This window comes from Vibrio sp. R12-SW3-ISO1 (genome assembly GCF_059834005.1).
In genome coordinates, this window is the sequence record NZ_JCBDGK010000018.1 from 307,475 (window position 1) to 331,284 (window position 23,810).

Below are 23,810 nucleotides of genomic sequence, written 5' to 3' on the forward strand. Positions count from 1 at the left end.
CCATGCCTGCGCTATGGTTGGTATTTTTTCTGAATTGGGAAACAAATAAAACTAATATTTTACATTTGAGTGATATTGCTCAAGGATGCCAACAATCTTATCCATGGTTTCCTTTGATGGCGGGTTGACACCTTCAAGGGGGTAATCAAGACCGAGCGCTTCCCATTTGTGCGCGCCAAGTTTGTGGTATGGCAGCAGTTCGATTTTCTCGATGTTGTCCATATCCTTGATAAAGTCACCGAGCATGTGTGCGGCTTCTTCATCGTCGGTATAACCCGGGACAATCACGTAACGAATCCAGGTTTTCTGGCCGATTTTGTGTAGGTAACGAGCAAAGTCGAGGGTACGTTTGTTGGAGACGCCGATGAAATCATGGTGAACTTCATCTTTCATGTGTTTCAGATCGAGCATCACCAAATCGGTCGCATCGAGTACCTCATCAATCACCTCTGTGTGCTTACGGATGTAGCCATTGGTATCCAGGCAGGTATGAATGCCTTCGGCTTGCGCGGCACGGAAGAAATCGCGCACAAACTCAGGCTGAAGCATGGCTTCACCACCTGAGCAGGTGACGCCACCACCCGATGCATTCATAAAGTGACGATAACTTTTCGCTTCTTTGATGATCTCTTCAACGGTCACTTCTTTCCCATCATGGGTATCCCAAGTATCTCGGTTGTGGCAATACATGCAGCGCATTAGGCAGCCTTGCATAAACACAATGAAACGAATACCGGGACCATCAACAGTACCACATGATTCGAAAGAATGAATTCGACCAGTTGTAGACATGAGCTCATCTCTTATAAGTGATTTGTTCGTTATTTTATTACAAATGGTAGGGTTTATATAGTGAATTAGCCATTTAATAGAGAGTTTTTATAAATAGCGAAATTGTGCTTTTTTCGTCTAAAATGTATGTTATAAAAAAGTAAATAATGATAATAAAATCAAAATAAGTAGTGGAACCCAACAGGTCAGTGCTCTACACATTCACCTGATGTTAAAGGACTTTTTATGGACAGGCTTGCACTATCACAAAAACAGAGAGGGATTCTCTTTCTTGCAGTGTTGACGATTGGATTTGTTGCACTGGCACTTTTTACCTCTTCCAGATTGAGCGAAATGAGCCGCCAATACCACGCCAGTGGGGATATTGCGGTTGGCTCGCTTTCGATTTATCAAACTCAAGCAAAAATACTGACTCTGAGTAGCAACTTAGACAATTTGAGCGGTGCTCAAGTCGACAGCGTGAAAGGAGATATTCAGACCATCGTTCAGGATGTGGAGGCCAATATTGGCTTTCTTCAATCCCTCGGTTTTCGCCAAGAGAGCCAACAGCTTGAGCAGGACATTGCCGATTTTGAAGCGGCCGTCACGCCTTGGTTAACCATCAAACAAGAGCTGGGCTTCACTATTGATGAAGGCAAATTGGGTGAGCTTGGGCAATTGGCCACCATCATAGAACAAAAAATCGCCGAGACAGGTATGGTGACGCTCAACTCGGACTTTCAGGCGATGATCAAATCGCAGCAGAACTATTTGCTGCAACCCAATGAAGAGAACTTAAAGCTGTTCAATCGCGCGATGGGCAGCTTTGAAAGTATGTCGAACGTTTATGCGATGTTGGATTTGTATGAAAAAGAGATTGAACAATATAAAGAGACCTTTATTCGTGTCGCCGATCTATCCCAGCAAGCCGGTGCGATTGAGCAGCAGTTGCTGACCACAAAAGAACGCCTCGCTGACTTGATTGCCGCCATTACCTCGCAACTTGGCGGAGTGAGTATGAGGTATCAAAGCAGTGCGGAAAAAACCTCTGATCAAACCCTGTGGTCGATTATGGCGGCGTGCGTGGTATTGGCGTTATTTACCATTCTTATCTTTGTCTTGCAGAGCTCGTCGCAATCTCGCTTGGTGAATACGACACAGAAGATTTTGCGCAAGCTGTCTAAAGGGGATTTGTCGAGTCGAATGGCTCTCACGAATAACCCAAAAGATGAATTCAACCAACTGGCGAGCAGTATCAATGAAAGTTGTGAAAATCTCGGCTCGTTGGTGAAGGCGGTGCAAAGTAACAGCGATGCGTTATCCGGTAACGCTGCTGAGTTGAACCAGGGCTTGGATTTACTCGCCCACCACCAAAGCGAAGTATTGGGCCAGACGCAGCTGCTCGCCTCAGCCACGGAAGAAGTGAGCGTGACGACCCACGAAGTGTCCAATTCATTGGAGTTTGTCTCGGATTTAAGTCGTCAGTCCAATCAAGCGGCCGAAGAGGGGGCGCAGGTCATTCGAGCCGCGATTGGGTCCCTAGAGAAAGTCGGCGGCATTTTGACCTCGGCGGCCAGCCATATTAAACAACTTGAGGAAGCCTCCTCGAAAGTTGACTCTGTAATGGTGATCATTAACGGTATCGCGGAGCAAACTAACCTCTTGGCGCTTAATGCAGCGATAGAAGCGGCTCGAGCGGGCGAGCAAGGTCGCGGCTTTGCGGTGGTCGCCGATGAAGTGCGCAGCTTAGCTGTGCGAACTGTGGACGCGGTGGGTGAGATCTCGGAAACCATCGATACGATGAAAAAAGAGAGCGCAGAGGTGATTCAATACATAGGGAAATCGGAAGTGACGATGCAGTCGGGCCAACAGCGAGGTCATGAAGCGATGACAGCACTGCGCACTATTACCGAAAAAGCCGACGAAGCATCGCATCAAACAGAGGTGATTTTCTCATCCATCAAAGAGTTGGCGACCACCAGTCAATCGATGGCCGACAGCATGACGCAAATCTCTTCGGCGATGAAAGAGTTAGAAGAAAACAACGCCCAGCTCAAATCCGTCAGTCAGGTGGTAGAAGAGCGCGCCAGCAGCCTAAACCAAGACTGCCAACGCTTTACCGTCAAACGCTAGAAAAACGCGTAGAGATTGATGCCCCCGGCGCCGTAGACGGAATCGGGGGCTTCTTTATAATCGGGGGTTTTGACGGTGGTCGCTAAGGTCGCGCCAAAGCTCTGATTATACCAGGCAACGCCAGCAACGGCGGTCGCTTGCACCTTGTCTAAGGTGACATCGTATACCGATGGATCGCTAACATCGGGATTATGACGGATGCCTGGTCTATCCCCTTCAATGGTAATGTCATTGAAGCGGTAGCGAGCTTCAATGCCGGCAAAAACAAACCAGCCCTGCTTTGACCCACCCAGCATACCAGCGCGAAATGGATTCTCATTGTCAATATTGGCAGCCCCTAAGCTGCCCGATAGATCTTGTCCCCAACGCAGCATGAGACCGGTTGACACATCACTACGAAAATTACCGACGTTGGCTTCAGAAACGCTCGATACTTCCCACTCGGTATTCGCCAACATCGGCTCGCGCCATAGGTTGATGTGGGTCAGGTAACCGACACTCCCAGCAAACCCTTCATCCACTTGGTTTGCCCAACCATTAGGATCATCAGAGCCCGTGATGCTGTGGACGAATTTTTGTGCCTCTTCCGACAGTGAGTTTTCACCCACGGTGCCCAAGGTCAGGTTAAAGCGCTGAGCTTGCATTGGGTGGAGACTGATGTAATTGAACTCGGTGTGAAGATAACCCGCATAAGGGCGATCGTTTTGTAGGGGCTCAACGGCTTCAATATCCGATGGCGTATACATTTTGTGAGCCAGGGTAACTTCCCATTTGTCCAAAGAGGCGGCGCCCCAAAAAGACAAACTTAGCGGCCCAACCCACGAAGGCGGGCGAATCCCTGCGGAGGTGTAAGTGAGGAAAATGCCATTGGTATAGTCTTGATCAACACCAAATACCCCGTCGTTGTCGAGTGAAAAGGCGAGGGTTGACTGCTCTGAAGCCAGTGCAGTGGTGGAGAGAAGAAGCAACGAAAAAGGGAGATAGGAAGAGCGAGCCATAGTGTTCTGTTTTGACGAATAGTGCGGATGATAGTACCGCAATTCGCTAAGGTCACTATAGGAATTCACTGATTGATGTGGGGAAATGTGCGCAAACTCTAAAGCTTACCGAGGAATGATAAGCACAAAAAATGCAGCCCCGCACTAGGCGGGGCTGCATCAATCATTCAACAGTGTCTCTTATAGAGATTCTGTAAATGTACGTGCGATTACGTCAGCTTGTTGCTCTGCAGTTAGAGAGTTAAAGCGTACAGCGTAACCAGAAACACGGATAGTTAGCTGAGGGTATTTCTCAGGGTGCTTAACTGCGTCTTCTAGAGTGTCACGGTTAAGAACGTTCACGTTCAAGTGCTGACCACCTTCGATGCCCGCTTCATGGTGGAAGTAACCATCCATTAGGCCTGCAAGGTTAGCGCGCTGTGAACCTTCGTCTTTACCTAGTGCGTTAGGCACGATAGAGAAGGTGTAAGAGATACCATCTTTCGCGTGAGCAAACGGCAGTTTACCTACAGATGTTAGAGATGCGACCGCACCTTTCTCATCACGACCGTGCATTGGGTTTGCACCTGGAGCAAACGGAGCACCTGCGCGACGACCATCTGGCGTGTTACCTGTCTTCTTACCGTACACAACGTTAGAAGTGATAGTAAGGATAGACTGAGTAGGAACGGCATCACGGTAAGTCTTAAGCTTACGGATCTTGTTCATGAACACTTCAACAAGCTCACAAGCGATGTCATCAACGCGTGAATCGTTGTTACCGAATTTAGGGTAGTCGCCTTCGATTTCGAAGTCGATCGCTACGCCATCTTCGTCACGGATTGGTTTCACTTTCGCGTACTTGATTGCAGATAGTGAGTCAGCCGCGATAGATAGACCTGCGATACCACAAGCCATAGTACGGTACACGTCACGATCGTGTAGAGCCATCAGTGCAGACTCGTAAGAGTACTTGTCGTGCATGAAGTGGATTGCGTTTAGTGCAGCTACATACTGCTTAGCTAGCCAATCCATGAAGTGGTCTAGGCTGTTCCACACTTCGTCGAAGCTTAGGACTTCTGAAGTGATCTTCGGCATGACTGGACCAACTTGCATTTTCAGCTTCTCATCAACACCACCGTTGATTGCGTAAAGCATGGTTTTTGCAAGGTTCGCACGAGCACCGAAGAACTGCATTTGCTTACCAACAACCATTGGAGATACACAACATGCGATTGCGTAGTCATCTGATTCCATGTCTGGACGCATTAGGTCGTCGTTTTCGTACTGGATTGAAGAGGTATCGATAGACACTTTCGCACAGAACTTCTTGAAGCCTTCAGGTAGCTGCTCAGACCAAAGAACCGTGATGTTTGGCTCTGGAGAAGGACCCATAGTGTATAGAGAGTTAAGGAAACGGAAGTTCGTACGTGTTACTAGCGTACGGCCGTCAAGACCCATACCACCCATAGATTCTGTTGCCCAGATTGGGTCGCCAGAGAATAGGTCATCGTACTCAGGAGTACGTAGGAAACGAACCATACGTAGTTTCATTACGAAGTGGTCGATCATTTCCTGAGCTTGTTCTTCAGTGATCTTACCTGCAGCAATATCACGCTCGATGAAGATGTCTAGGAACGTCGAAGTACGACCTAGAGACATCGCTGCGCCGTTTTGAGACTTAACCGCTGCTAGGTAGCCGAAGTAAGTCCACTGTACCGCTTCTTGTGCAGTTTCTGCTGGGCGAGAGATATCGTAACCGTACTTAGCAGCCATTTCTTTCATTTGGCCAAGTGCACGGTGTTGCTCTGCGATCTCTTCGCGAAGCTGCATTGTCATTTGAAGATCTTCGCCATTCTCGAACTTCTCTTGTAGAGAAGCAAATTGAGCTAGCTTGTCTTTCATTAGGAAGTCGATACCGTATAGCGCAACGCGACGGTAGTCACCGATGATACGACCACGGCCGTATGCGTCTGGAAGACCAGTCAGAACACCTGATTTACGACATTTTAGGATGTCAGGCGTGTAGATATCGAAAACACCTGCGTTGTGTGTTTTACGGTATTCAGTGTAGATTTTTGAGATTGCTGGATCGAGTTCACGACCGTAAACTTTACAAGAACCTTCAACCATGCGGATACCACCGTTAGGGATGATAGCACGCTTAAGAGGAGCGTCAGTTTGAAGACCAACGATAGCTTCAAGATCTTTTTCGATGTAGCCTGCGTCGTGAGCAGTGATGGTAGAGATAACGTCAGTATCGAAATCAACAGGAGCGTGCGTTGAGTTTTCGATCTTGATACCTTCCATTACTTTAGCCCAAAGCTTGTTTGTCGCTTCAGTACCTTCAGAAACTAGGAAAGATTCGTCGCCTTCGTATGGGGCATAGTTTTTCTGAATGAAATCACGAACGTTTACTTCGTTTTGCCAGTCACCCGCTGCAAAACCTTCCCAAGCTTTAGCAAATTGCTCTGCCATGACATACCTACCTTTTTAGTAGTAAAAACACGTACTGTGCTGAATATATAGTCAACGTGTTGACGATTCAGCATCCTCATTACTGAGGCAGTACACTCTAATGAATAACAATAGGTATAGTCTTAAACCAAAGGAACGCAAAGGACAGGAAAAACTATAACTATTGTCACTAAAACTAATATGGTTATTTCTTACTGTAGTTTCAAGGTTAACTTAAAAAAATCTTACAAACCTTAAACTAAATCAATAAATGCTAAAAAAAGTTGATAAAAATGGGGTGGCTATTTAAGCCACCCACACAAATGTTGAATCTTTATAGCCAGGCTGGAATGCCGTACTGAGCTTCCAGCATACCTACTGCTAGCATAGCAACAAGACAGATAACAAACACGCCTACTGGGATAATGATTTTGTCTGCGAACGACAAACGAGACGCGCGCTCTTTATCACCAATGAGACCATTGTTATCTAGGAACATAGTCAGTGCCCATGCCAACACAGGGTTAGCGACAACAGACGCAAAGATACAGATACCGGCTGCTTGTGAATCTTTAGTGTCCTTAACCATCTGCATGCCTGCTTCAAGAAGTGGCAAGAATACGCCCACTAATAGTGCAACACGCATCACCGGTGGCCACACCGCGACGTCCATTGGGAAACCAAGAATCGCAACGATGATACACAGTGAACCAAGCAAGATGGCACCCGCTGGGATAGGACGCTTAGCGATCGCTGCTGGGATCATGTAGGTACCCCAAGAAGAGGTAATGTTACCACCACCAACGGCAGTACCGACCATTTGGCGGACTGAACACATGGTCATGGTGTCGTCCACATCCATTAAGACTTTTTCTGTCTTACGAGGGTAGTTCAGCTCTTGGAAGATACGGTGACCAAGGAAGTCAGGCGACCACATCGCGACAGCCAAAATAGCAAAAGGTAGAGACGCGATAAAGTGTTCAAGATTTGGTAGACCTAGCATCCAACCTTGCTCAGTGCTGCCCCACCAGTAAACAGGGTTAAGGTTTGGCAGACCCATCTCGGTTTCGAAGGTTAAGTCGAAGCCCGCACCCAGACCTAGGGCAATCAAAAGCCCGGTAAAGGCACACACGGGAATCGCCAACCAGCGCATGTTGATTTTTGCTAGGAAAGCGTAAATACCGATGGTGATACCCAATACAATCAGACCCACATAGCCCATGCTACCTGCCGCAACATCAGCAGATTGGAGCCCTGTTGCCCACGACTGAATGGAACCGATCTGGCTCATGGTACCGGTAAAGCCCAAGAAGATAAGCAAGCCGCCGGCGGTGCCTTCTGAGGTGAGGTTGACGAGCTTGGAGCCACCTTTAAAGTAGCTGAGTAGCAAGCCGAATACACCTAAAAGAATCGCAAGTGCAAGAGGGTGAGCACCGGCAAGGGCAATCGAGCCGATCAATGGAATCATCGGACCGTGGTTACCCGCAAGGTTTGCTCGTGGGTTTAAGAAACCGGATGAAATAATACAGAACAGCAGGGCTGGGATGAGCATTTCCACACGAGCCACTTCGATGGCGAACTCTTTACCGAGGTTCACGTGTTCCCATGCGGCGGATAGGCCGTCTGCCCATGACATCATTACCGCTGAGTACATTGCGATAATGCCGATGGTACCTGCAAGTGCAGGGACTAAGTCCTCCAGCTCGAAACGGAAGTCGCGACCCGGAAGGTTAAGACCAAAACGACGAGGCTTCATAATTTGAAGCTCGTGGTCTAGATAATCTGAACGGGTTGCAAACTCAGAGGCAGGGCGGTGCAGCTCCTGGTAGCTCTTGTTTTCGATATCCGAATCAGAGTGCGGTTTGTTCACTGCGTCTGACATAGATTCCTCATATTTCAAAATGTTGATAATTCCAAAAGCTACTCGATAGTGATTATTGTCGATAGCTCATAATCTTGCAATTTGGCTTGCTGCGCTGCTCTTACCTTGTGGCTCGAACATTATGTGCCTAAGCATAGACAAAAGAAAAGGCAGTAAGTCAGTCAAATTAGGCTTTTATGGATGAGGCGAGTTTAACGTGCTAACCCCTTAGAGTGATTGATTTAGATCACTTTAAGAAAGAATGTGAAAGAAAACTACACAACACCTCATATGCACGTAAGTTACTGTTCATACGCCTGAAAATTAATTTCACATTGCTATTTTTACTAGATATACAACCATTTGCGCCGTGTATGTTTCAGATAAAATTATCAATTACTTGAAGTGGATCTTCTTTTTATAAAATTGTTAAAGGGTCGGGTTGGATATAGTGATGGCGAGATATTTCATTTATGCGCATAAACAAGGTGAATAATCTAAAAGTTGAATAAAAAGTCATATTTTGTAACTTAATATCCCACAATGTCAGGTTAATAATTTGTTGCATGTTGTCCGGACTAGTGCTAGTTTGTAGCGAATGTGGGCCATAGCCCAAGCAGTCAACCGGATTGACGTGAACGTTTTCGTTTAGGGGGCACAGTTTTTGCTATCACAGAGGCAAGTGTCGTTCTCAATTTCGCCGCTAGATGGTTTTTGTCAACACAGATGATCCATAGCTGCGCGAGCGCCGACTCGGAATCGTCATTCGGACAAGAAAAAGAATACAGGGAGTTTGCGCGCATGAAAGATGTACCCGCGCTGGATATTAAAGAACTGCACAAAACATTTGGACAAAATGAGGTCCTAAAAGGCATTTCGCTTGAGGCACACAAAGGGGATGTGATTTCCATCATTGGCTCTTCCGGTTCAGGAAAGAGTACCTTCCTACGTTGTATCAACCTGTTAGAAACGCCTACCGCTGGCGAGATATGGGTAAATGGTGAACTGATTCAGATGAAGCACAATCGTCAAGGGGAAGCCGTTCCCGCCAACGAAAAGCAAGTGCAACGTATTCGATCTCGTCTCGCCATGGTCTTCCAAGGGTTCAATCTGTGGTCTCATATGACGGTACTGGAAAACGTGATTGAAGCGCCAGTGCACGTCCTTGGTGTCCCTAAAGCGCAAGCGATTGAAAACGCAGAAATGCTGCTAAAGAAAGTGGGCCTTTACGAGCGAAAGGACTATTACCCAGGTCACTTGTCGGGTGGCCAGCAGCAACGTGCGGCGATTGCCCGTGCGTTGGCCGTTGACCCGGAAGTGATGCTATTTGACGAACCGACGTCAGCACTCGATCCTGAGCTTGTCGGTGAAGTTCTCGGGGTTATGAGAGATTTGGCAGAAGAAGGGCGCACCATGTTAGTTGTCACTCACGAAATGGCGTTTGCTCGCGATGTCTCAAATCATGTCATGTTTTTGCATCAAGGATTGGTGGAAGAACAAGGAGACCCAGCTAAACTGTTTACCAACCCAGACTCAAAACGTCTAAAGCAGTTTATCTCGTCTATCTATTAAGGCTTCTTTAATCAAAACAGTCTTTATTATAAGGACACAACAATAAACACAACATACAAAATCACAGGAGTATGGAAATGAAAAAGTGGTTAGTCGTTGCAGCATTGGCTGCGACAGCAGTAACTGGTGTGGCTCAGGCAAAAGAATGGAAAACCGTTCGTTTTGGTATTGAGGGTGCGTATCCTCCGTTTAGCTGGACAGAATCTGATGGTTCTCTCAAAGGCTTCGACGTTGATATGGCCAACGCGCTGTGTGAAGAGATGAAAGTTGAGTGTAAGATCGTACCGCAAGACTGGGACGGCATTATCCCATCTCTGCTAGCACGTAAATACGATGCGATCATCGCTGCGATGTCGATTACAGAAGAGCGTAAAAAGAAAGTGGACTTCACTGGCAAATACGCACAAATCCCAAACAAATTTATCGCTAAGAAAGGCGCAGGTCTTGATTTCGATAGCCTAAGCGGCGCTAAAATCGGTGTTCAGCGTGCAACAACGCACGACAAGTACCTGACAGACAACTACGGTGACCAAGTCGAAATCGTGCGTTACGGTTCATTTGATGAAGCGTACCTTGATCTTGCCAACGGCCGTATCGTTGCAGTACTAGGTGATGCTTCAGCATTGGAAGAAGGCGTTCTGAATAAAGCGGGTGGCGAAGGCTACGAATTCGTTGGTCCTTCTTTGACTGATCCAAAATGGTTTGGTGACGGCATGGGCATTGCCGTTCGTAAACAAGATAAAGATCTCACGCAAAAACTTGACGCAGCTATCCTGTCTCTACGTGAGAAAGGTGTGTACCAAGAGATTGCGGCTAAGTACTTTAACTACGACGTTTACGGTCAGTAATTCTCCTTCGACCGCTGGTGCTCGTTCCTTGATGTAGCCAGCGGTCGATCTCTTTCTATAGCCAGCTCAATGATTCTATTGATGTAGGAAATTGAGTTTAGGGATCAGGAACTCACCTATGCTGGATTTACAAGGATACGAAGCCTCTATATTGAAAGGGGCCGTGGTGACCATCGAGGTTGCCTTATTGTCACTGCTTCTTGCCATGATTTTAGGCATGCTGGGTGCTTTGGCGAAACTCGCCCCTTATCGCTGGGCAAGAGCTATCGCCACTCTCTATACAACGGTTATCCGTGGTATTCCCGATTTAGTCTTAATGATGCTGATTTTCTTCGGCGGACAGATTCTATTAAACAACAGTCTCTACTCGATCAACGAAACCTTGAATGGTTGGTTTGCCGCGAGTGATCCAAACCACGAGTGGACGTCTTATTTACCTGATTACATCGACGTTAGCCCGTTTATCGCTGGCGTGATGACCATAGGCTTCATCTTCGGTGCTTACATGGCGGAGACATTTCGTGGCGCCATCATGGCGGTAGATAAGGGCGAGATGGAAGCGGCAAAAGCATACGGCATGAGCTCAGTGCTCGCCTTTCGCCGGATCTTACTCCCTCAGATGATACGCCACGCTTTACCGGGCTTTGGTAACAACTGGCTGGTATTGCTTAAAACCACAGCCTTGGTTTCTATTATCGGGCTAGAAGATATGGTGCGCGTGAGCTCGCTCGCCGCAGGCTCAACCAAAATGCCGTTCACTTTTTACATGGCGGTCGCGGTGATTTTTCTCTTTTTCACCAGTGTGTCGACTGGGCTGCTTAAAGTCGTCGAGCGCAAATTCAGTATTCATACGAGGTAGGGCATGGATTTTTCATTGATTATTGATAGCTTGCCAATCTACCTAGATGGTTTGTGGACGACAACGTGGTTGGTGGGACTCGCTCTCGTGATTGGTTTGTGTGTCGCTATCCCGCTGGGTATTGCGCGAAATAGCCAACATTATTGGTTGGTCGGACCAAGCTGGGCGTTTATTTATTTCTTCCGTGGCACGCCGCTGTTGGTTCAGCTCTATCTAATCTATTACGGTATGGATCAGTTTTTCCCAGTGAAAGATACCCTGTGGGAAAATGCTTGGTTTTGTGCGTTGGTTGCCTTTGTGCTCAATACATCGGCGTACACCGCTGAAATCATTCGCGGCGCGATCAACGGGCTGCCAAAAGGCGAGGTGGAAGCGGCTAAAGCGTATGGTATGGGCACCTTTTTGACTTATCGTCGTATCATTCTGCCGAGCGCATTGCGCCGAGCACTGCCAGCCTACAGTAACGAAGTGATCTTTATGCTGCATGGAAGTGCGGTGGCCGGTATTGTCACCATCTTAGATTTGACGGGCGCTGCGCGTCTGGTGAATTCTCGCTACTACGCGCCGTTTGAATCCTTCCTAACGGCTGGTCTGTTCTATATGGCGCTGACCTTCGTGATTCTCTGGGTTTTCAAAGGGGCAGAAAAACGTTTCTTAGCGTACCTGAGACCGCTGAGTTAACCTATCTTGTGAAAGAAAAAATGGCTTCCATCGGGAAGCCATTTTTCTATTCAACGCAAAATCGAATCAACGCAAAATCGAACTCTGGGCACTAAGACAAAATGATGAGCACCGTACCGGCCAGCGTCATCAAGATATTGGCGATGGCGTAGGTACCTGCGTAGCCCAGTGCAGGGATGGTTGATTTGGCGTAGTCATTCACGATGTCCATCGCTGGCGCACAGGTACGCGCGCCGATGATGGCGCCAAACAGCAGCGCACGGTTCATTTTCAAGATATAGGCGCCAACCAGATACGCCAGAGCCACTGGCACTACGCTGACTAAAAACGCCAAACCGAGCACTTGAGGACCTACTTGCGTGAGGTGATCAAACATTTTACTACCGGCACTGAGGCCAATCCCCACCATAAAGATCATCAGTCCCAAGTCTTTGACCATGTTGAGTGCGCCTTGCGGAACGTAGCCAAACGTTGGGTGGTTGGCACGCAAAAAGCCGAGAGTGATCCCCGAAAGCAGCAAGCCAACGGCATTACCCAAGCCGAACGACACTTGGCCAAAGGTCATGGTGACCAAACCAAACATAATGCCAAGAATGAAGAAGCTACAAAACGCGAGCAAATCCGCCATTTGGCTATGAATAGAGATAAAGCCGATTTTTTCCGCCAGCCCTTGGACGCGGCTGCGCTCACCACTGACTTGGATAATGTCACCCTTGGCAAGCACAATATCCAAGTCCATTGGCATCTCAATTTGAGCACGAACCACTCGGTTTAGGAAACAGCCATACTCAGAAAGATTGAGGTCAGAGAGACGTTTCCCCGCAATCGCATCGCTTTTGACTACGATCTCCTCTTCAACTATGCGCAGATCGAGCAAGTTACGATCAAACACTTCTTTACCATGGCGGAAACTAGGATCAAGACGTGCGTGACTATCGGGGAAGCCAACCAGTGCAATCTCATCGCCCTCTTGCAGAATCGCATCCCCATCAGGGTGGGCAAGGATGCCATTACGACGAATGCGCTCGATGTAACAACCCGTTTGGCGATAGATACCCAACTCACGCAAGTTTTTGCCATCGGTCCAATCAATCAGCTCCGGGCCGACTCGGTATGCACGAATAATCGGCAGGTAAACTTTTCGTTGCCCAGAACCGCCCAATCCGCGCTCTTGTGCGATTTGCTGAGCAGAGTCAGATAGATTCTGTTTTTGCAGTTTCGGCAGGAGTTTGGCGAAGAAGATCATGCTGATAAGGCCAATCAAATAGGCCATCGCATAACCGACGGAGAGGTTTTCTAGCACCAAGGCGAAATCCATATTCTTGGGTAATTCCGCCAATCCTGAATTGAGCGCATCTTGCGCACCGACCAATACGGGTGTTGAGGTTAGCGCACCTGCCATCATGCCGGCGGCCAAGCCATAGTTTAGGCCCATATAGTGGCTAGCAAAATAGGTAATACTGAGCGCGGCTGACAACACCACCATACTCAAGATGAAGTAGTGCTTGCCGTCACGAAAGAATATGCCGAAGAAGTTGGGGCCTGCCTCAATACCTACACAGTAGATAAACAACATAAAGCCGATGGTCAGTGCGTCAGCATTAAACATGAAACCTAAATGACCCATGATCAAAGAGGTAATCAAAACGCCAATCGAGTTACCAAGATGGAAGTTGCCAAATCGAATTTTACCAATCGCTAAACCGATCGCTAATACGACGAAAATCAATAAGATAGGGTTTTGTTCTAACAAGAGTACGACGTCAATGTTCACGGGCTATATCTGTGCGCTGCCGAGGAGTAAGTTAAGTGTGCGAATTGTAGCGAAATATTTCAAAAAGATAAGTGAATTTTTTGAGAGTTTACTCATCGTTGACATTAGACAAAGTAATGTAAAACGCACGCACAAAAAAACCGCGATATTCGCGGTTTTCGTACAACAGTGTGAGTGGGTGACGTTTAAGCGTCAAACAAACCCAAGTGCTCTTTTGCGTATGCTTCGAAATCATCGCAACCACCGATGTGCTCTTGATCGATAAAGATCTGTGGCACAGTTTCCACTGGCTTGCCGACGGTTTTCTCTAGGTCAGCTTTGGAAATGCCTTCTGCGTGAATATCCACGTAGCGGTAGTTGAAGTCGTCACGCTTTGCTTTTAGCGTTTCTGCGTGTTCTTTTGCACGAACACAGTATGGGCAAGCTGGGCGACCAAAAATAACGACGAACATATCTTTCTCCTTTGATTTTAATAGTGCCACTATGCCCGAATCGTTATAGGAAATAAAGTGGCATTTACCTCTTGGGTTAATAGGGCAGACCTATTGATTGTGTTTTAAACATTTTACTTTTTTGCGACGTACAAGGTGTGGTCTTTATCGAGAAAACCATGATTAATTTAAGGTTAAATAAGCAAGTTTGCACTAGCTCAACGTTATTTTTGGGGAGACGGTGCACTCTGTATCCAGTAATGGAATGAATCAAGGAGTCGGCCAATGTTTCAGTTTATGACTTCAACACGGATCGTGTTTGGTGAAGGGGCGTTTGAGTCGTCGCTTTCGCTTATCAACCAGTTTGGCTACAGCGTGCTTCTGGTCACCGGTAAAAACCTCAATCGGTGCGGGCCGCTACTGCATCACCTCAAAAGTCAAAAACTTCGCTACCAACACGTTGCAGTGAGCGGCGAACCCAACATCACCATGATTGAAGAAACCGCGACGGTCGGCCGCCGTTTTAAACCTGACTTGGTGGTGGCGATGGGCGGTGGCAGTGTGATTGATGTCGGCAAAGCGCTGGCGGCGGTGATTCCAAATCAAGGCGATGTGTATGATTATGTCGAGGTGGTGGGCCGAAACGTTCCGCTCAAAACCAAGCCTTTACCTTTTATTGCGATCCCAACCACAGCGAGTACCGGCTCTGAAGTGACGCGTAATGCCGTACTGCGCTCAGGTCAAGAACAAGTAAAGGTGAGTCTACGCAGCCCCGACATGCTGGCGGATGTCGCGATTGTCGATCCGACTTTAACCTATGGGATGGACCCTTACCGCTCTGGGCGAGGTGCAATGGATGCGTTCACGCATCTGATGGAAGCCTATGTGTGTGGCATGCCTAACCCGCTCACCGATATGATTTGTGAAGAGGGCTTAAGACGGTTAAGCCACTCTGTGCTGCCAGCGTGTTTGAAGGACGACCATAAAGCGCGAGCCGACATCTCGTTTGCCGCTATGCTCGGCGGTATGGCTAGCACCAATGCCAAGCTCGGTGCAGCGCACGGATTGGCGTCAGCGCTTGGAGGCAAACTCGATGCGCCACACAGCGTGATTACCGCGCGCTTGGCACCTTATGTGATGGCGGAAAACATTCAAGCGGCGATGGAATCCAAGCGTACAGACGTGCTCGAAAGGTTCACCAAAGTCGCGCAATTGCTGACGGGGCGAGTGAATGCGCATCGAGAAGACGCGATCTTATGGGTCAATATGATGCTCGAAAAATTGAACATCCCAGAGTTGAGTCAATTTGGGGTTTGCTCGACAGCGTTTGATGTGGTCGCGGCGGATGCGCTGAAATCAACGTCGATCAAAGGCAATCCGCTACCACTGACCAAAGAGCGACTGATGGCGATTCTAGGCCAAGTGTGCCAATGTCAAGGCGAGTGTACCGAGCACAGTTCGGTGGGCGAGGACGCGCGGGCTTCTATCGTCTTTACCAGTCATGATATAGAACCATCGCGGCTACAAAAATCCTAATAATAACGGCGCTCATTGAGCGCCGTTATGGATTCTTGCCAGTGGAAGATCTCTAGAACTGAGAAAGCTTGTCGTAGCGAGAGTCTTTCAATACGTCTTTGACGCGACGTAGGTTTTCTCTAAATCCGGTGCCGCGGCGCAAAGTAAAGCCAGTCGCAAGGACGTCAATCACCGTCATTTGAACCACGCGGCTAGCCATTGGCATGTACACGTCGGTGTCTTCAGGGATGTCGAGCGTGATAGAGAGTGAGCTGGCTTTATCAAGCGGGGAGTCTTTCGCGGTAATCGCGATGACCGTCGCACCGTTTTCGCGCGCTAGGTTGGCGATCTCTACCTGACTCTTTGTACGGCCAGTGTGTGAAATCAACACGATGACGTCGTTGTCTGTACAGTTGATGCAGCTCATGCGTTGCATCACGATATCTTCAAAGCAGGTGATCGGGATGTTGAAACGGATGAATTTGTTTTGAGCATCTTTCGCCACAGCAGACGATGCCCCTAAACCAAAGAAAGAGATGCGCTTCGCTTGTGTCAGAAGGTCGACGGCACGATTGACTTGCATAGCGTCAAGGCTGTTTTTAGCGACATCCAAACAGGCCATCGTGGACTCAAAAATTTTGTGCGTGTAGGCATCTGGGCCGTCGTCTTCTTCGACGTTGCGATTGACATAAGGTGTACCGTTCGCAAGGCTCTGAGCCAAGTGCAGTTTAAAGTCGGGGAAACCTTTGGTGTCCAAGCGGCGGCAGAAGCGGTTGACGGTCGGCTCACTGACATCGGCCATTTTGGCCAACGTCGCGATGCTGGAATGAATCGCTGTCTGAGGTGAAGCCATGATGACTTCGGCGACTTTGCGTTCAGACTTGCTAAAATTTTCCAGGTTCTTCTGAATTTTTTCTAATGTGTTCATAGTGTTCACGAGGGTATGTAGAACATCTAACTGGATATACCTGATTTTTGTAGTGTAGAGAACAACTTGTTCGCTAAAGGTAATGACAATCCAGCGCCATAAGCTCAGTATAAACCTAAGCCGAACGTTTAAGGCAGTGTTTCCGTCATACAAATGATGAGAATATGACAAGCCTCAAACTAAATTTTGTTTAAACTACGGAAATACGCTTAAACCCCGACCAAAAATCGCATTATCGGTCGGGTGTTGATAAATGAATTACAGCTTTTCAGAAAGAAAATTTCATTTGGTGAGAATGTTTTCGGCAAGGGCATCGATTTGCGCCATTAAGTTTGGCGCTTGTGTTGCGATATGACGCTGCTCTTCCAACACAGATTTCAGAATATCACAATGCGTGAGCGGGTTCGCCAGAACAACACGAAATACGATGGTGTGCTCACGATTCCAACGCTCAGGATTGAGTCGTGTTCGTGAAACGAAGGATTTGCCGGTTTCACGCTGGCGCTTTTGGATAAACTTAGTGAGCTCGTTAAGCAAATTATTCAGCTCATGGGTTTGAGCGTCATTGGCTTGTTCTAGCGCCGCGCGCACCTTCTCAGGTAGATAACGGTAGGTGAGTAAGCACAGCTCAGGTTCAGAGACTAATTCGAAATCACGTTGCTGCTGAATTAAATCCGCAAAGAATTTCGCTTTTTCGATGCTTTGATCGATCAGCAGCTCATAACCGGGACGGCTGATAATATGCATAGCCGCATAAACGAGCATGGCCATACCTGAGCGTGAACCTTCTAATGTATGGCTACCGAGATCTTTGGAGCCCTTGCGCAGTATGTACTGTGCGTGGTGCTCGATGGATTTCATCGCATCTGGCTGCTTAAACAGCACCATGCCCGCGCCCATTGGAATGTAGAGCTGTTTATGCGCATCTATGGTGACTGAGTCGGCCAACTCAATACCATCGAGTAGGTGACGATGGTTGTTCGACATTAATGTCGCACCGCCCCAAGCGGCATCGACATGGAAATGACAGCCTTCTTCTTGGCAGATCAGCGCCACTTCACGTAGAGGATCGATATTGCCCGTTTCTGTGGTGCCTGCAACGCCGACAACGGCAAATGGCTTGATGCGTTTAGCTTTGAGCTCAGCAATTTGATGTTTCAAATCTTGTGGGCAGATCTTGTTATCCGGCCCAGTCTTCACCGAGACCAAACCATCTTGACCAATCCCGAGGACATCCGCCGCTTTTTTCAACGAGTAGTGGCCTCGTTCAGAGACCAAAATTGCGAGCCCTTCATAGCCATAGTGCTTCATGGCTTTGAATAGGCCTTCTTTTTCGACGCCAGTGAAGGCACCGTCAGGGCGTAGCGCATTGTTTCTCGCCACCCACAGCGCGGTGATGTTCGCGACGGTGCCGCCCGAGCAAAACGCACCTAGAGAGTGGTTTGCGCTGTGCATCCAAGTCGAATAAAAGTCGTCACTGCGATGGTAAATCAGGCGATGGAGCATGCCGAGCACTTGCCTTTCAAGGGGCGTAAATGCTTTGGACGTCTCGATTTTGACCAAGTTCTGATTGAGCGCAATCATGATCTTGGAGAGTGGCATCAGGAAATAGGGCAGAGCAGAGGTCATATGACCAATAAAGCTCGGTGCTGATGTATGAACAGATTGAGAGACGAGCGTGTCGAGCAAATGCTGTGTGTGGTCTGAGACAAACTCAGGTTGCTCTGGGATAGAGGCGTTGGAGAAGTCTTTCTCTATGTCGAGTAGAGGTTTTTCTTCCGCAACGATGTGCTCTCGCAAAAACTTGTTCAAGTTTCGCGATAGTTCCTCTTCTATCTTGGTGAGTGTTGAGTCTGGCCCTTCAGGTACTGTAAAGATTCGAAGTAAGCTTTCGAAACTCACATCTGCCGTTTTGTGTTCCGATACCATACAGCTACATTGCTCTAATATTTTTTGTTGCAAGCGCGACAATCTAAACGAAAACGGGCACAAAGTCCCGTTTTAATTGATGGATCTCAGTTTGCATCACTCAGTCACAGATGCCGGTAATAGCGTGAATGTTAACGAGTGAGTACAGACGAGATTCGGTTTACTGACAATCAATCGATTCAAGCGCTTGAATCGATTGATTGTAGCGCTTGAGCGCTGCATCAATTTTGGTTGGGTGGCTCAGTAAATCGGCAAACGCAGAGCGTAGCTCGTAGTTTTTCTCGTGCGGCTTGGCTTGACGATCATTAAACGTCACGCTCGCTAATTGGCCAAGCTCATCACTGCGCGAGGTCAGCACCTTGATGTCTTTTTGATCAAGCTGCAACCACGCTTCTACTGGCTGCGCAGTCGCCACTTTTGAGGCGTCATGCTCAAGGTAGTATTTCACCGCAGCGCGATTGAGCTCAAAGTGATGCTGGCGGCCTTGTAGGAACCACTCACTGACTTCGGTCAACTCTGGGTATTGCTCTGAGGTAAGCTGAGACAAGTCTTCATACCAATGCAAAGACGCATCGATATAAGCGTCGTATTTTTTTTCTAGGCAAGCGTTGTCTGCTGCCAACGCTAAATGGGAGGTAGCAGCGAGTGCGAGGGCGACAATGGTGCGTTTCATAAGCATTCCTTTAAAGACGTATTCTTTGGGCCAACTTCTTTGATTGGCCTTTCATGTCGGCATCGTCATCATTAGGTGCCGAACGGGTTTCCTTCACTCGGATGGACGAAGCAAAGGGACAATATAGTGGATTGTTTCTGGCATTCCTGCGATCTAACCTGCAAGTGAGACAAAGAACAGCATCATTACAGGGACTAATAGGCTAAGAATAAAGCCACTGACAATCGCCACAGGCACGCAGCGCACGCCGCCGGTGGTTTGGATGACTGGCAAGGTGAAGTCCATCGCCGTTGCACCCGCATAGCCGATTGCCGTACAAGGTTTAGTACGAATAAAGAGGGGGATCAGCACCAAAGCAATCAATTCTCGTAGCAACTCAATCATAAAGGACGCGCCGCCGTAGATGGGGCCAAAGGCGTCGCCCATCAAGATGCCGGCTAAAGAGTACCAGCCAAAGCCGGACGCCATAGCGAGACCTCGATACCAATCAATCTCGAGAATCCAAGCGGCAATCAGACCGCCCACCATAGAGCTGGAGATGATGGCACAAGCGATCAACATGCCGTGCTTGTTCAACAGGATTTGGCGCAGGGTCAAGCCGCTATTGCGCAGTTGAATGCCAATAAAAAACAGCAGCAAAAAGAGGATCCACTCGCTTGCGGTATCCACCCAGCTGAGATCCATCGACACCACTAATCCAACTAATAGTCCACCCCCCACTACAAGGATCAATCTTGCGGATTCGAGCGCCATTTGCAGCAGCGGCACTTTATGCGATGCGCTGTCTGTTTTTAGTGGCATCAGTTTATCGATCAATGGCAATACGCAAAGATTAGCGGCGCTCAGGCTACAAAAAAAGACCGCAGTGAATTTCAGGATAATTTGTAGATTGGTTCCCAAATTATCCAGCGCTGCTAAGCTCAGCCCCATCAGACTTAATATGACGTAAATCAGATTGGACGTAGTGGTATTAATGGTTTGCAGTCGAGCAGGATTAGAAATAGAAATGAAATACCCCACAACAAGTGGGGTAAAAATAAATAACATCCCTGAGAACATGGTACTTCCTGTGTTGAACTTTATAAGCCGCTGGCGTTCATCAATTCGCCTATTTGAGTATTGAACTCACTATCACTCATATTAGTCAACTTGTACAGTATATCTGCGCCGGTAATATCAAATTCGACCACATGTTCATCTAGGTTTTCATCTTGCCTGCGGAACATTAATATATGATTGGCCATTCTCGCTACATCGAGATAACTCACGGCATGAGTCACTTGAGCGATTTTATGATTAGCTGAGACTTCGAGGAAGTCGTTGTCAAACCCCCAAGTCTCGAGCACCAATTTACTGGCATTGGCGCACTGGTTGTCGAAAATCTGAAATGCGATCTGCTCGTTAAGGTAGTTGCCTTGCTCAAGGTAGTGATGGTACTCATTTACGATGCAGAACAGGCCAATGTCTGCAAGCAAACCGGCCAGAAGTGCTTTGTCGCTCTCTAAGTGGGCGTAGTAGTTTTCGCCTGATTCCTGAAAGCCTTTAACGACCATGACCATAGTCGCGGCTAATTCACGGGAGTTGGCGGCACTATTGACCAACATGCGCTTGCAGTTTTTACTTAGGTTGACGTTGTGCTTGAGTTGTTCAATGGCTTGTGCAGTGACAATATCGCGAACGCGAAATATCCCTAAACGCGACACGGCCGTAACAATATCGGTGCACGTGATGTTACGCCGATTAAAGATCACTGAGTTCGCTACACGGATAACCACAGCGGCAAGGCCTGGGTCTTCGAGTAGTGCGTCGGCGATATTAAGTACCGTTGTGGTGTCTGACGTACAGAGCTTCTGAATTTTGAGCACAACGTCTGGGATCGGAGGCAGAGCAATTTTGCGCGATTTGATCGCTTTTTCGATCATCTCAGAAAACTCAGATTCAATCCCTTGAATGAGGAGTTCTTTATTTTCTGGAAGCCAATAGAAAGATAAGTGGTTCATACGTTGTCATTATTTTTGTTCGCTCGTCACAGTTTACCGTTGATGCGTCTGGATTAGCAATTGCTGAACTGCGTTTTTCTATTGAACTGGGAGCGCGGTTTGTTTTCGCTGCGCAGTGATCTTACACAAAAAGCTTGCACAAAAAGCGATGTTGCCCTCACTCTGAATAACATTTGACCACTCAAAACCGCTTATGCGCCTAGTTCCATTTAAAAAATGTGAACTGGGCACGGACTTATTTTGCGTCGTTAACTATCATCTGATTAAGTGTCGTGAGTCAAACAAATACAAATATAGCTCTAACGTTTGATTGACACTCCTTTTTTCGCTTTCTTCTGCTGCTATCTGGTGATCACTACTAATCGGGGTTTTTAGATTAAGGATCAATGGATATGACAGAGCAATTGTTCATTCAATATATCGCTAAGTTTGGCGACTACTATAAGCGTGCAATGTTTGGCGGCGTAGGGTTGTTTAAAGATGACGCCATGTTCGTGCTGATCAGCGATAACACCATCTATTTGCGTGGTGGTTCATCACTTGACCAACGTCTCATGTCATTGGGCTGTGAAAAATACGTTCATGTAGAAAAGCAAACCACCGCGACGGTCAATTATTACGACATCACTGGATTGTTCGAGAGCGAGCACCCTCAGCTTGACCGATTAATTCATCGTTCACTCGACGGTGCGCTGGCGGCAAGAAAATTGAGATTGTCTCCCACCAATAAACGCTTGCGTGATTTGCCCAACATGCAATTGACGTTGGAGCGAATGGTGAAAAAAGCCGGCATCGATGATGTGGATACTTTCGTCAAGCTCGGCGCGCCGACGGTCTACGCCAAAGTGAAGAAAGCATACGGCAGCGATGTGGATGTGAAACTGCTGTGGAAGTTTGCTGGCGCTATCGACGGCATTCATTGGAAACTCATTCAAGAGCCGCGCAAACAGCAACTGTTGGAGAGTTGCCGTTAGCGCATGATGCCTTGAAGAGCGGATAGCAGTCAGTTTTAGACATTAGCCAAACAAAACGCCCCTCCTAATTGGAGGGGCGTTCATGTATCTGCTGTTCAAACGATGTCTAGACAGACACTCGGTCAGTTTTTCCAGTCATTGAGCTTGAATGTGAGCGTATGCGCAGCCCCTTTTAACTCCAGTCCTTGGTTGGTGAGAGTCATTTCACTCCAATCCGACAGTGTTTGTGAGAAGGCTTGCTCAACTTGCATGGCGTCATCACCACACATCTTCATTGTCATCCCCATTTTTTCAATGCGGAACTGGTTGTCTTTTAACTCACCTTGACCAAAGAAGTTGTTACATCCAGCATGGCCGTTCGCTGTCATTTTCTCACCGATTTCAAGACGCGGTGTAGATTCACCTTCTTCAAGGCTGATGGCTTGACCGTCGACAGCGAGCAGTTCCCAGTTGTGGTGCTGAAGATCTTGCGTTGTGATTGGGGTAGGGGCGTCTTGACTGCTTGCACACGCTGTCACGACGAAGGGCAGTGCGGTTGCGGCAAATAGCGTTTTTAGACTAAGCTTCATGATATCAACTCCAAAAATCAAACGTGTCGCAAAACGCGACGGTGCTTGGCGAAAGTATAATGCAAACCAAGCGGTTAATGTCAGAAGTGAGTCATAGTTTAGCGGCGGTTGTTCACTATCTTTGCGATCAACAAGCCAAGTTGCAGCGGACAGAGTGAAATAAGGCGTACCATGGAGCAGCTCGAGTTTTTTCAAGTCCCCAGTCCTTGCGTCGGTGTGTGCACCGTGGACGAACGTGGCTATTGTCAGGGGTGCATGAGAAAGCGTGAGGAACGTTTCAACTGGTTGTCGATGTCGCCCGCTCAGCAGTTGCATGTGATCAAGCTCTGCCGTCAGCGCTACCTGCGAAAAATCAAAAAACAGGGCTCAGACGCATCACCACCTGAGCCTCCTATCGATCCGCAACAACCGTTATTTTAATCCCCACTGGTCACTCACCCAACCACCTGCATGTTCGTCAAAATGACAGCCGATAAAGCGTCGATTTGTCTCAGGTGAGGCGTCGGCTTTGGGTTTTGCATCCAACATGTGCTGAATGTGGTTCACCATGGGATCGCCGCTGTGTAAGCGTTCTTGCCGAGTTGCGACTTCTTTAATCAGTTGCAGACGGTACGAGTTACTAGCACGTTTCATTTGGGCGATCCTCCACGGTTATGACACTAATATGAAAAATTAGTTACTGGTTAAAAAAACGTCAATGCGCCGAAGGGATGAATCGAGGAAATTTCTCAAAAAAAATGTGTTTTAGAGTGGGTCAAAAGAGAGACATCATGAGGTAACCATCGGGAATAGTTAGTCTTCTGTTTCTCGCTTGAGTCTCTGTGATTGAAATAAAAAGTTCATAATTTATTTTGCTTA

21 protein-coding genes are annotated in these 23,810 nt (G+C 47.7%); 8 read left to right on the forward strand and 13 right to left on the reverse strand.

The features are described from left to right. Positions 1-51: 51 nt before the first annotated feature. On the reverse strand, positions 52-792 hold the full coding sequence (gene pflA / locus AC6R0R_RS06675; RefSeq protein ID WP_500626137.1) for a pyruvate formate lyase 1-activating protein: 741 nt from the start codon (positions 790-792) through the stop codon (positions 52-54). A gap of 225 nt (positions 793-1,017) precedes the next feature. Here pflA and AC6R0R_RS06680 point away from each other — a divergent pair, with 225 nt between their 5' ends. Then, positions 1,018-2,904 (forward strand): methyl-accepting chemotaxis protein, encoded by a 1,887-nt coding sequence (locus AC6R0R_RS06680; RefSeq protein WP_500626138.1) that lies wholly within the window; start codon positions 1,018-1,020, stop codon positions 2,902-2,904. Here the strand turns inward: AC6R0R_RS06680 and AC6R0R_RS06685 are convergent. The 3 genes from AC6R0R_RS06685 to AC6R0R_RS06695 form a co-directional block, all read right to left on the reverse strand. Beyond that, positions 2,901-3,902 (reverse strand): lipid A deacylase LpxR family protein, encoded by a 1,002-nt coding sequence (locus tag AC6R0R_RS06685; protein ID WP_500626139.1) that lies wholly within the window; start codon positions 3,900-3,902, stop codon positions 2,901-2,903. The genes AC6R0R_RS06680 and AC6R0R_RS06685 overlap by 4 nt on opposite strands. Positions 3,903-4,082: 180 nt before the next feature. Next, positions 4,083-6,359 (reverse strand): formate C-acetyltransferase, encoded by a 2,277-nt coding sequence (gene pflB / locus AC6R0R_RS06690; RefSeq protein ID WP_500626140.1) that lies wholly within the window; start codon positions 6,357-6,359, stop codon positions 4,083-4,085. Between the two features lie 313 nt (positions 6,360-6,672). After that, on the reverse strand, positions 6,673-8,220 hold the full coding sequence (locus AC6R0R_RS06695) for a DUF3360 family protein (RefSeq protein WP_334552484.1): 1,548 nt from the start codon (positions 8,218-8,220) through the stop codon (positions 6,673-6,675). Positions 8,221-9,000: 780 nt separating this feature from the next. Here AC6R0R_RS06695 and AC6R0R_RS06700 point away from each other — a divergent pair. The 4 genes from AC6R0R_RS06700 to AC6R0R_RS06715 all read left to right on the forward strand — a co-directional run bounded on the left by AC6R0R_RS06700 (position 9,001) and on the right by AC6R0R_RS06715 (position 12,159). Further along, positions 9,001-9,771 (forward strand): ABC transporter ATP-binding protein, encoded by a 771-nt coding sequence (locus AC6R0R_RS06700; RefSeq protein ID WP_500626141.1) that lies wholly within the window; start codon positions 9,001-9,003, stop codon positions 9,769-9,771. A gap of 77 nt (positions 9,772-9,848) precedes the next feature. Continuing rightward, positions 9,849-10,619: an ABC transporter substrate-binding protein gene (locus AC6R0R_RS06705; RefSeq protein WP_500626142.1), complete on the forward strand. Its 771-nt coding sequence runs from the start codon at positions 9,849-9,851 to the stop codon at positions 10,617-10,619. A 118-nt stretch (positions 10,620-10,737) separates the two neighbouring features. Beyond that, the gene (locus AC6R0R_RS06710) at positions 10,738-11,478 is read left to right on the forward strand and encodes an ABC transporter permease (RefSeq protein WP_334552481.1); all 741 of its coding nucleotides are present in this window, start codon (positions 10,738-10,740) and stop codon (positions 11,476-11,478) included. Between the two features lie 3 nt (positions 11,479-11,481). Beyond that, positions 11,482-12,159 (forward strand): ABC transporter permease, encoded by a 678-nt coding sequence (locus AC6R0R_RS06715; protein WP_334552480.1) that lies wholly within the window; start codon positions 11,482-11,484, stop codon positions 12,157-12,159. A 91-nt stretch (positions 12,160-12,250) separates the two neighbouring features. On the opposite strand, the gene AC6R0R_RS06720 is transcribed toward AC6R0R_RS06715, so the two are convergent. Beyond that, on the reverse strand, positions 12,251-13,933 hold the full coding sequence (locus AC6R0R_RS06720) for an aspartate:alanine antiporter (protein WP_334552479.1): 1,683 nt from the start codon (positions 13,931-13,933) through the stop codon (positions 12,251-12,253). A gap of 185 nt (positions 13,934-14,118) precedes the next feature. Beyond that, positions 14,119-14,385, reverse strand: coding sequence for a GrxA family glutaredoxin (locus AC6R0R_RS06725; protein ID WP_334552478.1), 267 nt, complete (start codon positions 14,383-14,385; stop codon positions 14,119-14,121). 264 nt (positions 14,386-14,649) lie between these two features. Here AC6R0R_RS06725 and AC6R0R_RS06730 point away from each other — a divergent pair, with 264 nt between their 5' ends. After that, on the forward strand, positions 14,650-15,900 hold the full coding sequence (locus AC6R0R_RS06730; RefSeq protein WP_500626143.1) for an iron-containing alcohol dehydrogenase: 1,251 nt from the start codon (positions 14,650-14,652) through the stop codon (positions 15,898-15,900). Positions 15,901-15,952: 52 nt separating this feature from the next. Here AC6R0R_RS06730 and AC6R0R_RS06735 read toward each other — a convergent pair whose 3' ends face one another. The 5 genes from AC6R0R_RS06735 to AC6R0R_RS06755 all read right to left on the reverse strand — a co-directional run bounded on the left by AC6R0R_RS06735 (position 15,953) and on the right by AC6R0R_RS06755 (position 21,409). Next, positions 15,953-16,807, reverse strand: a complete 855-nt coding sequence (locus AC6R0R_RS06735) for a MurR/RpiR family transcriptional regulator (RefSeq protein WP_334552476.1) — start codon at positions 16,805-16,807, stop codon at positions 15,953-15,955. 282 nt (positions 16,808-17,089) lie between these two features. Further along, positions 17,090-18,736, reverse strand: coding sequence for a pyridoxal-dependent aspartate 1-decarboxylase PanP (gene panP, locus AC6R0R_RS06740; RefSeq protein ID WP_500626144.1), 1,647 nt, complete (start codon positions 18,734-18,736; stop codon positions 17,090-17,092). Positions 18,737-18,896: 160 nt separating this feature from the next. Then, positions 18,897-19,409 carry a hypothetical protein gene (locus AC6R0R_RS06745; protein ID WP_487901162.1) on the reverse strand — a complete coding sequence of 171 codons (513 nt, stop codon included), beginning with the start codon at positions 19,407-19,409 and terminating at the stop codon, positions 18,897-18,899. A gap of 153 nt (positions 19,410-19,562) precedes the next feature. Next, complete coding sequence (locus AC6R0R_RS06750) at positions 19,563-20,468, reverse strand: LysO family transporter (protein WP_500626145.1); 906 nt, start codon at positions 20,466-20,468, stop codon at positions 19,563-19,565. Positions 20,469-20,488: 20 nt separating this feature from the next. Next, the gene (locus AC6R0R_RS06755) at positions 20,489-21,409 is read right to left on the reverse strand and encodes an HDOD domain-containing protein (protein WP_500626146.1); all 921 of its coding nucleotides are present in this window, start codon (positions 21,407-21,409) and stop codon (positions 20,489-20,491) included. A 386-nt stretch (positions 21,410-21,795) separates the two neighbouring features. Between AC6R0R_RS06755 and AC6R0R_RS06760 the strand changes: the two genes are divergently transcribed. Then, positions 21,796-22,383, forward strand: a complete 588-nt coding sequence (locus AC6R0R_RS06760) for a TfoX/Sxy family DNA transformation protein (protein WP_500626147.1) — start codon at positions 21,796-21,798, stop codon at positions 22,381-22,383. Positions 22,384-22,505: 122 nt separating this feature from the next. Here AC6R0R_RS06760 and AC6R0R_RS06765 read toward each other — a convergent pair whose 3' ends face one another. Continuing rightward, entirely contained in the window at positions 22,506-22,952 is a 447-nt protein-coding gene (locus tag AC6R0R_RS06765; RefSeq protein ID WP_500626148.1) for an META domain-containing protein, read from the reverse strand. A gap of 171 nt (positions 22,953-23,123) precedes the next feature. On the opposite strand from AC6R0R_RS06765, the gene AC6R0R_RS06770 reads away from it, so the two are divergent. Continuing rightward, positions 23,124-23,372, forward strand: a complete 249-nt coding sequence (locus AC6R0R_RS06770; RefSeq protein ID WP_334552469.1) for a DUF1289 domain-containing protein — start codon at positions 23,124-23,126, stop codon at positions 23,370-23,372. On the opposite strand, the gene AC6R0R_RS06775 is transcribed toward AC6R0R_RS06770, so the two are convergent. Further along, positions 23,364-23,585: a hypothetical protein gene (locus AC6R0R_RS06775; RefSeq protein WP_500626149.1), complete on the reverse strand. Its 222-nt coding sequence runs from the start codon at positions 23,583-23,585 to the stop codon at positions 23,364-23,366. The two genes, AC6R0R_RS06770 and AC6R0R_RS06775, sit on opposite strands and share 9 nt — an antisense overlap. Positions 23,586-23,810 lie beyond the last annotated feature (225 nt).

What these genes read in the sequence shown, in the direction of transcription:
- pflA (WP_500626137.1), bottom strand. Translation starts at nt 792, where the DNA reads ATGTCTACAACTGGTCGAATTCATTCTTTCGAATCATGTGGTACTGTT.
- AC6R0R_RS06680 (WP_500626138.1), top strand. Translation starts at nt 1,018, where the DNA reads ATGGACAGGCTTGCACTATCACAAAAACAGAGAGGGATTCTCTTTCTT.
- AC6R0R_RS06685 (WP_500626139.1), bottom strand. Translation starts at nt 3,902, where the DNA reads ATGGCTCGCTCTTCCTATCTCCCTTTTTCGTTGCTTCTTCTCTCCACC.
- pflB (WP_500626140.1), bottom strand. Translation starts at nt 6,359, where the DNA reads ATGGCAGAGCAATTTGCTAAAGCTTGGGAAGGTTTTGCAGCGGGTGAC.
- AC6R0R_RS06695 (WP_334552484.1), bottom strand. Translation starts at nt 8,220, where the DNA reads ATGTCAGACGCAGTGAACAAACCGCACTCTGATTCGGATATCGAAAAC.
- AC6R0R_RS06700 (WP_500626141.1), top strand. Translation starts at nt 9,001, where the DNA reads ATGAAAGATGTACCCGCGCTGGATATTAAAGAACTGCACAAAACATTT.
- AC6R0R_RS06705 (WP_500626142.1), top strand. Translation starts at nt 9,849, where the DNA reads ATGAAAAAGTGGTTAGTCGTTGCAGCATTGGCTGCGACAGCAGTAACT.
- AC6R0R_RS06710 (WP_334552481.1), top strand. Translation starts at nt 10,738, where the DNA reads ATGCTGGATTTACAAGGATACGAAGCCTCTATATTGAAAGGGGCCGTG.
- AC6R0R_RS06715 (WP_334552480.1), top strand. Translation starts at nt 11,482, where the DNA reads ATGGATTTTTCATTGATTATTGATAGCTTGCCAATCTACCTAGATGGT.
- AC6R0R_RS06725 (WP_334552478.1), bottom strand. Translation starts at nt 14,385, where the DNA reads ATGTTCGTCGTTATTTTTGGTCGCCCAGCTTGCCCATACTGTGTTCGT.
- AC6R0R_RS06730 (WP_500626143.1), top strand. Translation starts at nt 14,650, where the DNA reads ATGTTTCAGTTTATGACTTCAACACGGATCGTGTTTGGTGAAGGGGCG.
- AC6R0R_RS06735 (WP_334552476.1), bottom strand. Translation starts at nt 16,807, where the DNA reads ATGAACACATTAGAAAAAATTCAGAAGAACCTGGAAAATTTTAGCAAG.
- panP (WP_500626144.1), bottom strand. Translation starts at nt 18,736, where the DNA reads ATGGTATCGGAACACAAAACGGCAGATGTGAGTTTCGAAAGCTTACTT.
- AC6R0R_RS06745 (WP_487901162.1), bottom strand. Translation starts at nt 19,409, where the DNA reads ATGAAACGCACCATTGTCGCCCTCGCACTCGCTGCTACCTCCCATTTA.
- AC6R0R_RS06750 (WP_500626145.1), bottom strand. Translation starts at nt 20,468, where the DNA reads ATGTTCTCAGGGATGTTATTTATTTTTACCCCACTTGTTGTGGGGTAT.
- AC6R0R_RS06755 (WP_500626146.1), bottom strand. Translation starts at nt 21,409, where the DNA reads ATGAACCACTTATCTTTCTATTGGCTTCCAGAAAATAAAGAACTCCTC.
- AC6R0R_RS06760 (WP_500626147.1), top strand. Translation starts at nt 21,796, where the DNA reads ATGGATATGACAGAGCAATTGTTCATTCAATATATCGCTAAGTTTGGC.
- AC6R0R_RS06765 (WP_500626148.1), bottom strand. Translation starts at nt 22,952, where the DNA reads ATGAAGCTTAGTCTAAAAACGCTATTTGCCGCAACCGCACTGCCCTTC.
- AC6R0R_RS06770 (WP_334552469.1), top strand. Translation starts at nt 23,124, where the DNA reads ATGGAGCAGCTCGAGTTTTTTCAAGTCCCCAGTCCTTGCGTCGGTGTG.
- AC6R0R_RS06775 (WP_500626149.1), bottom strand. Translation starts at nt 23,585, where the DNA reads ATGAAACGTGCTAGTAACTCGTACCGTCTGCAACTGATTAAAGAAGTC.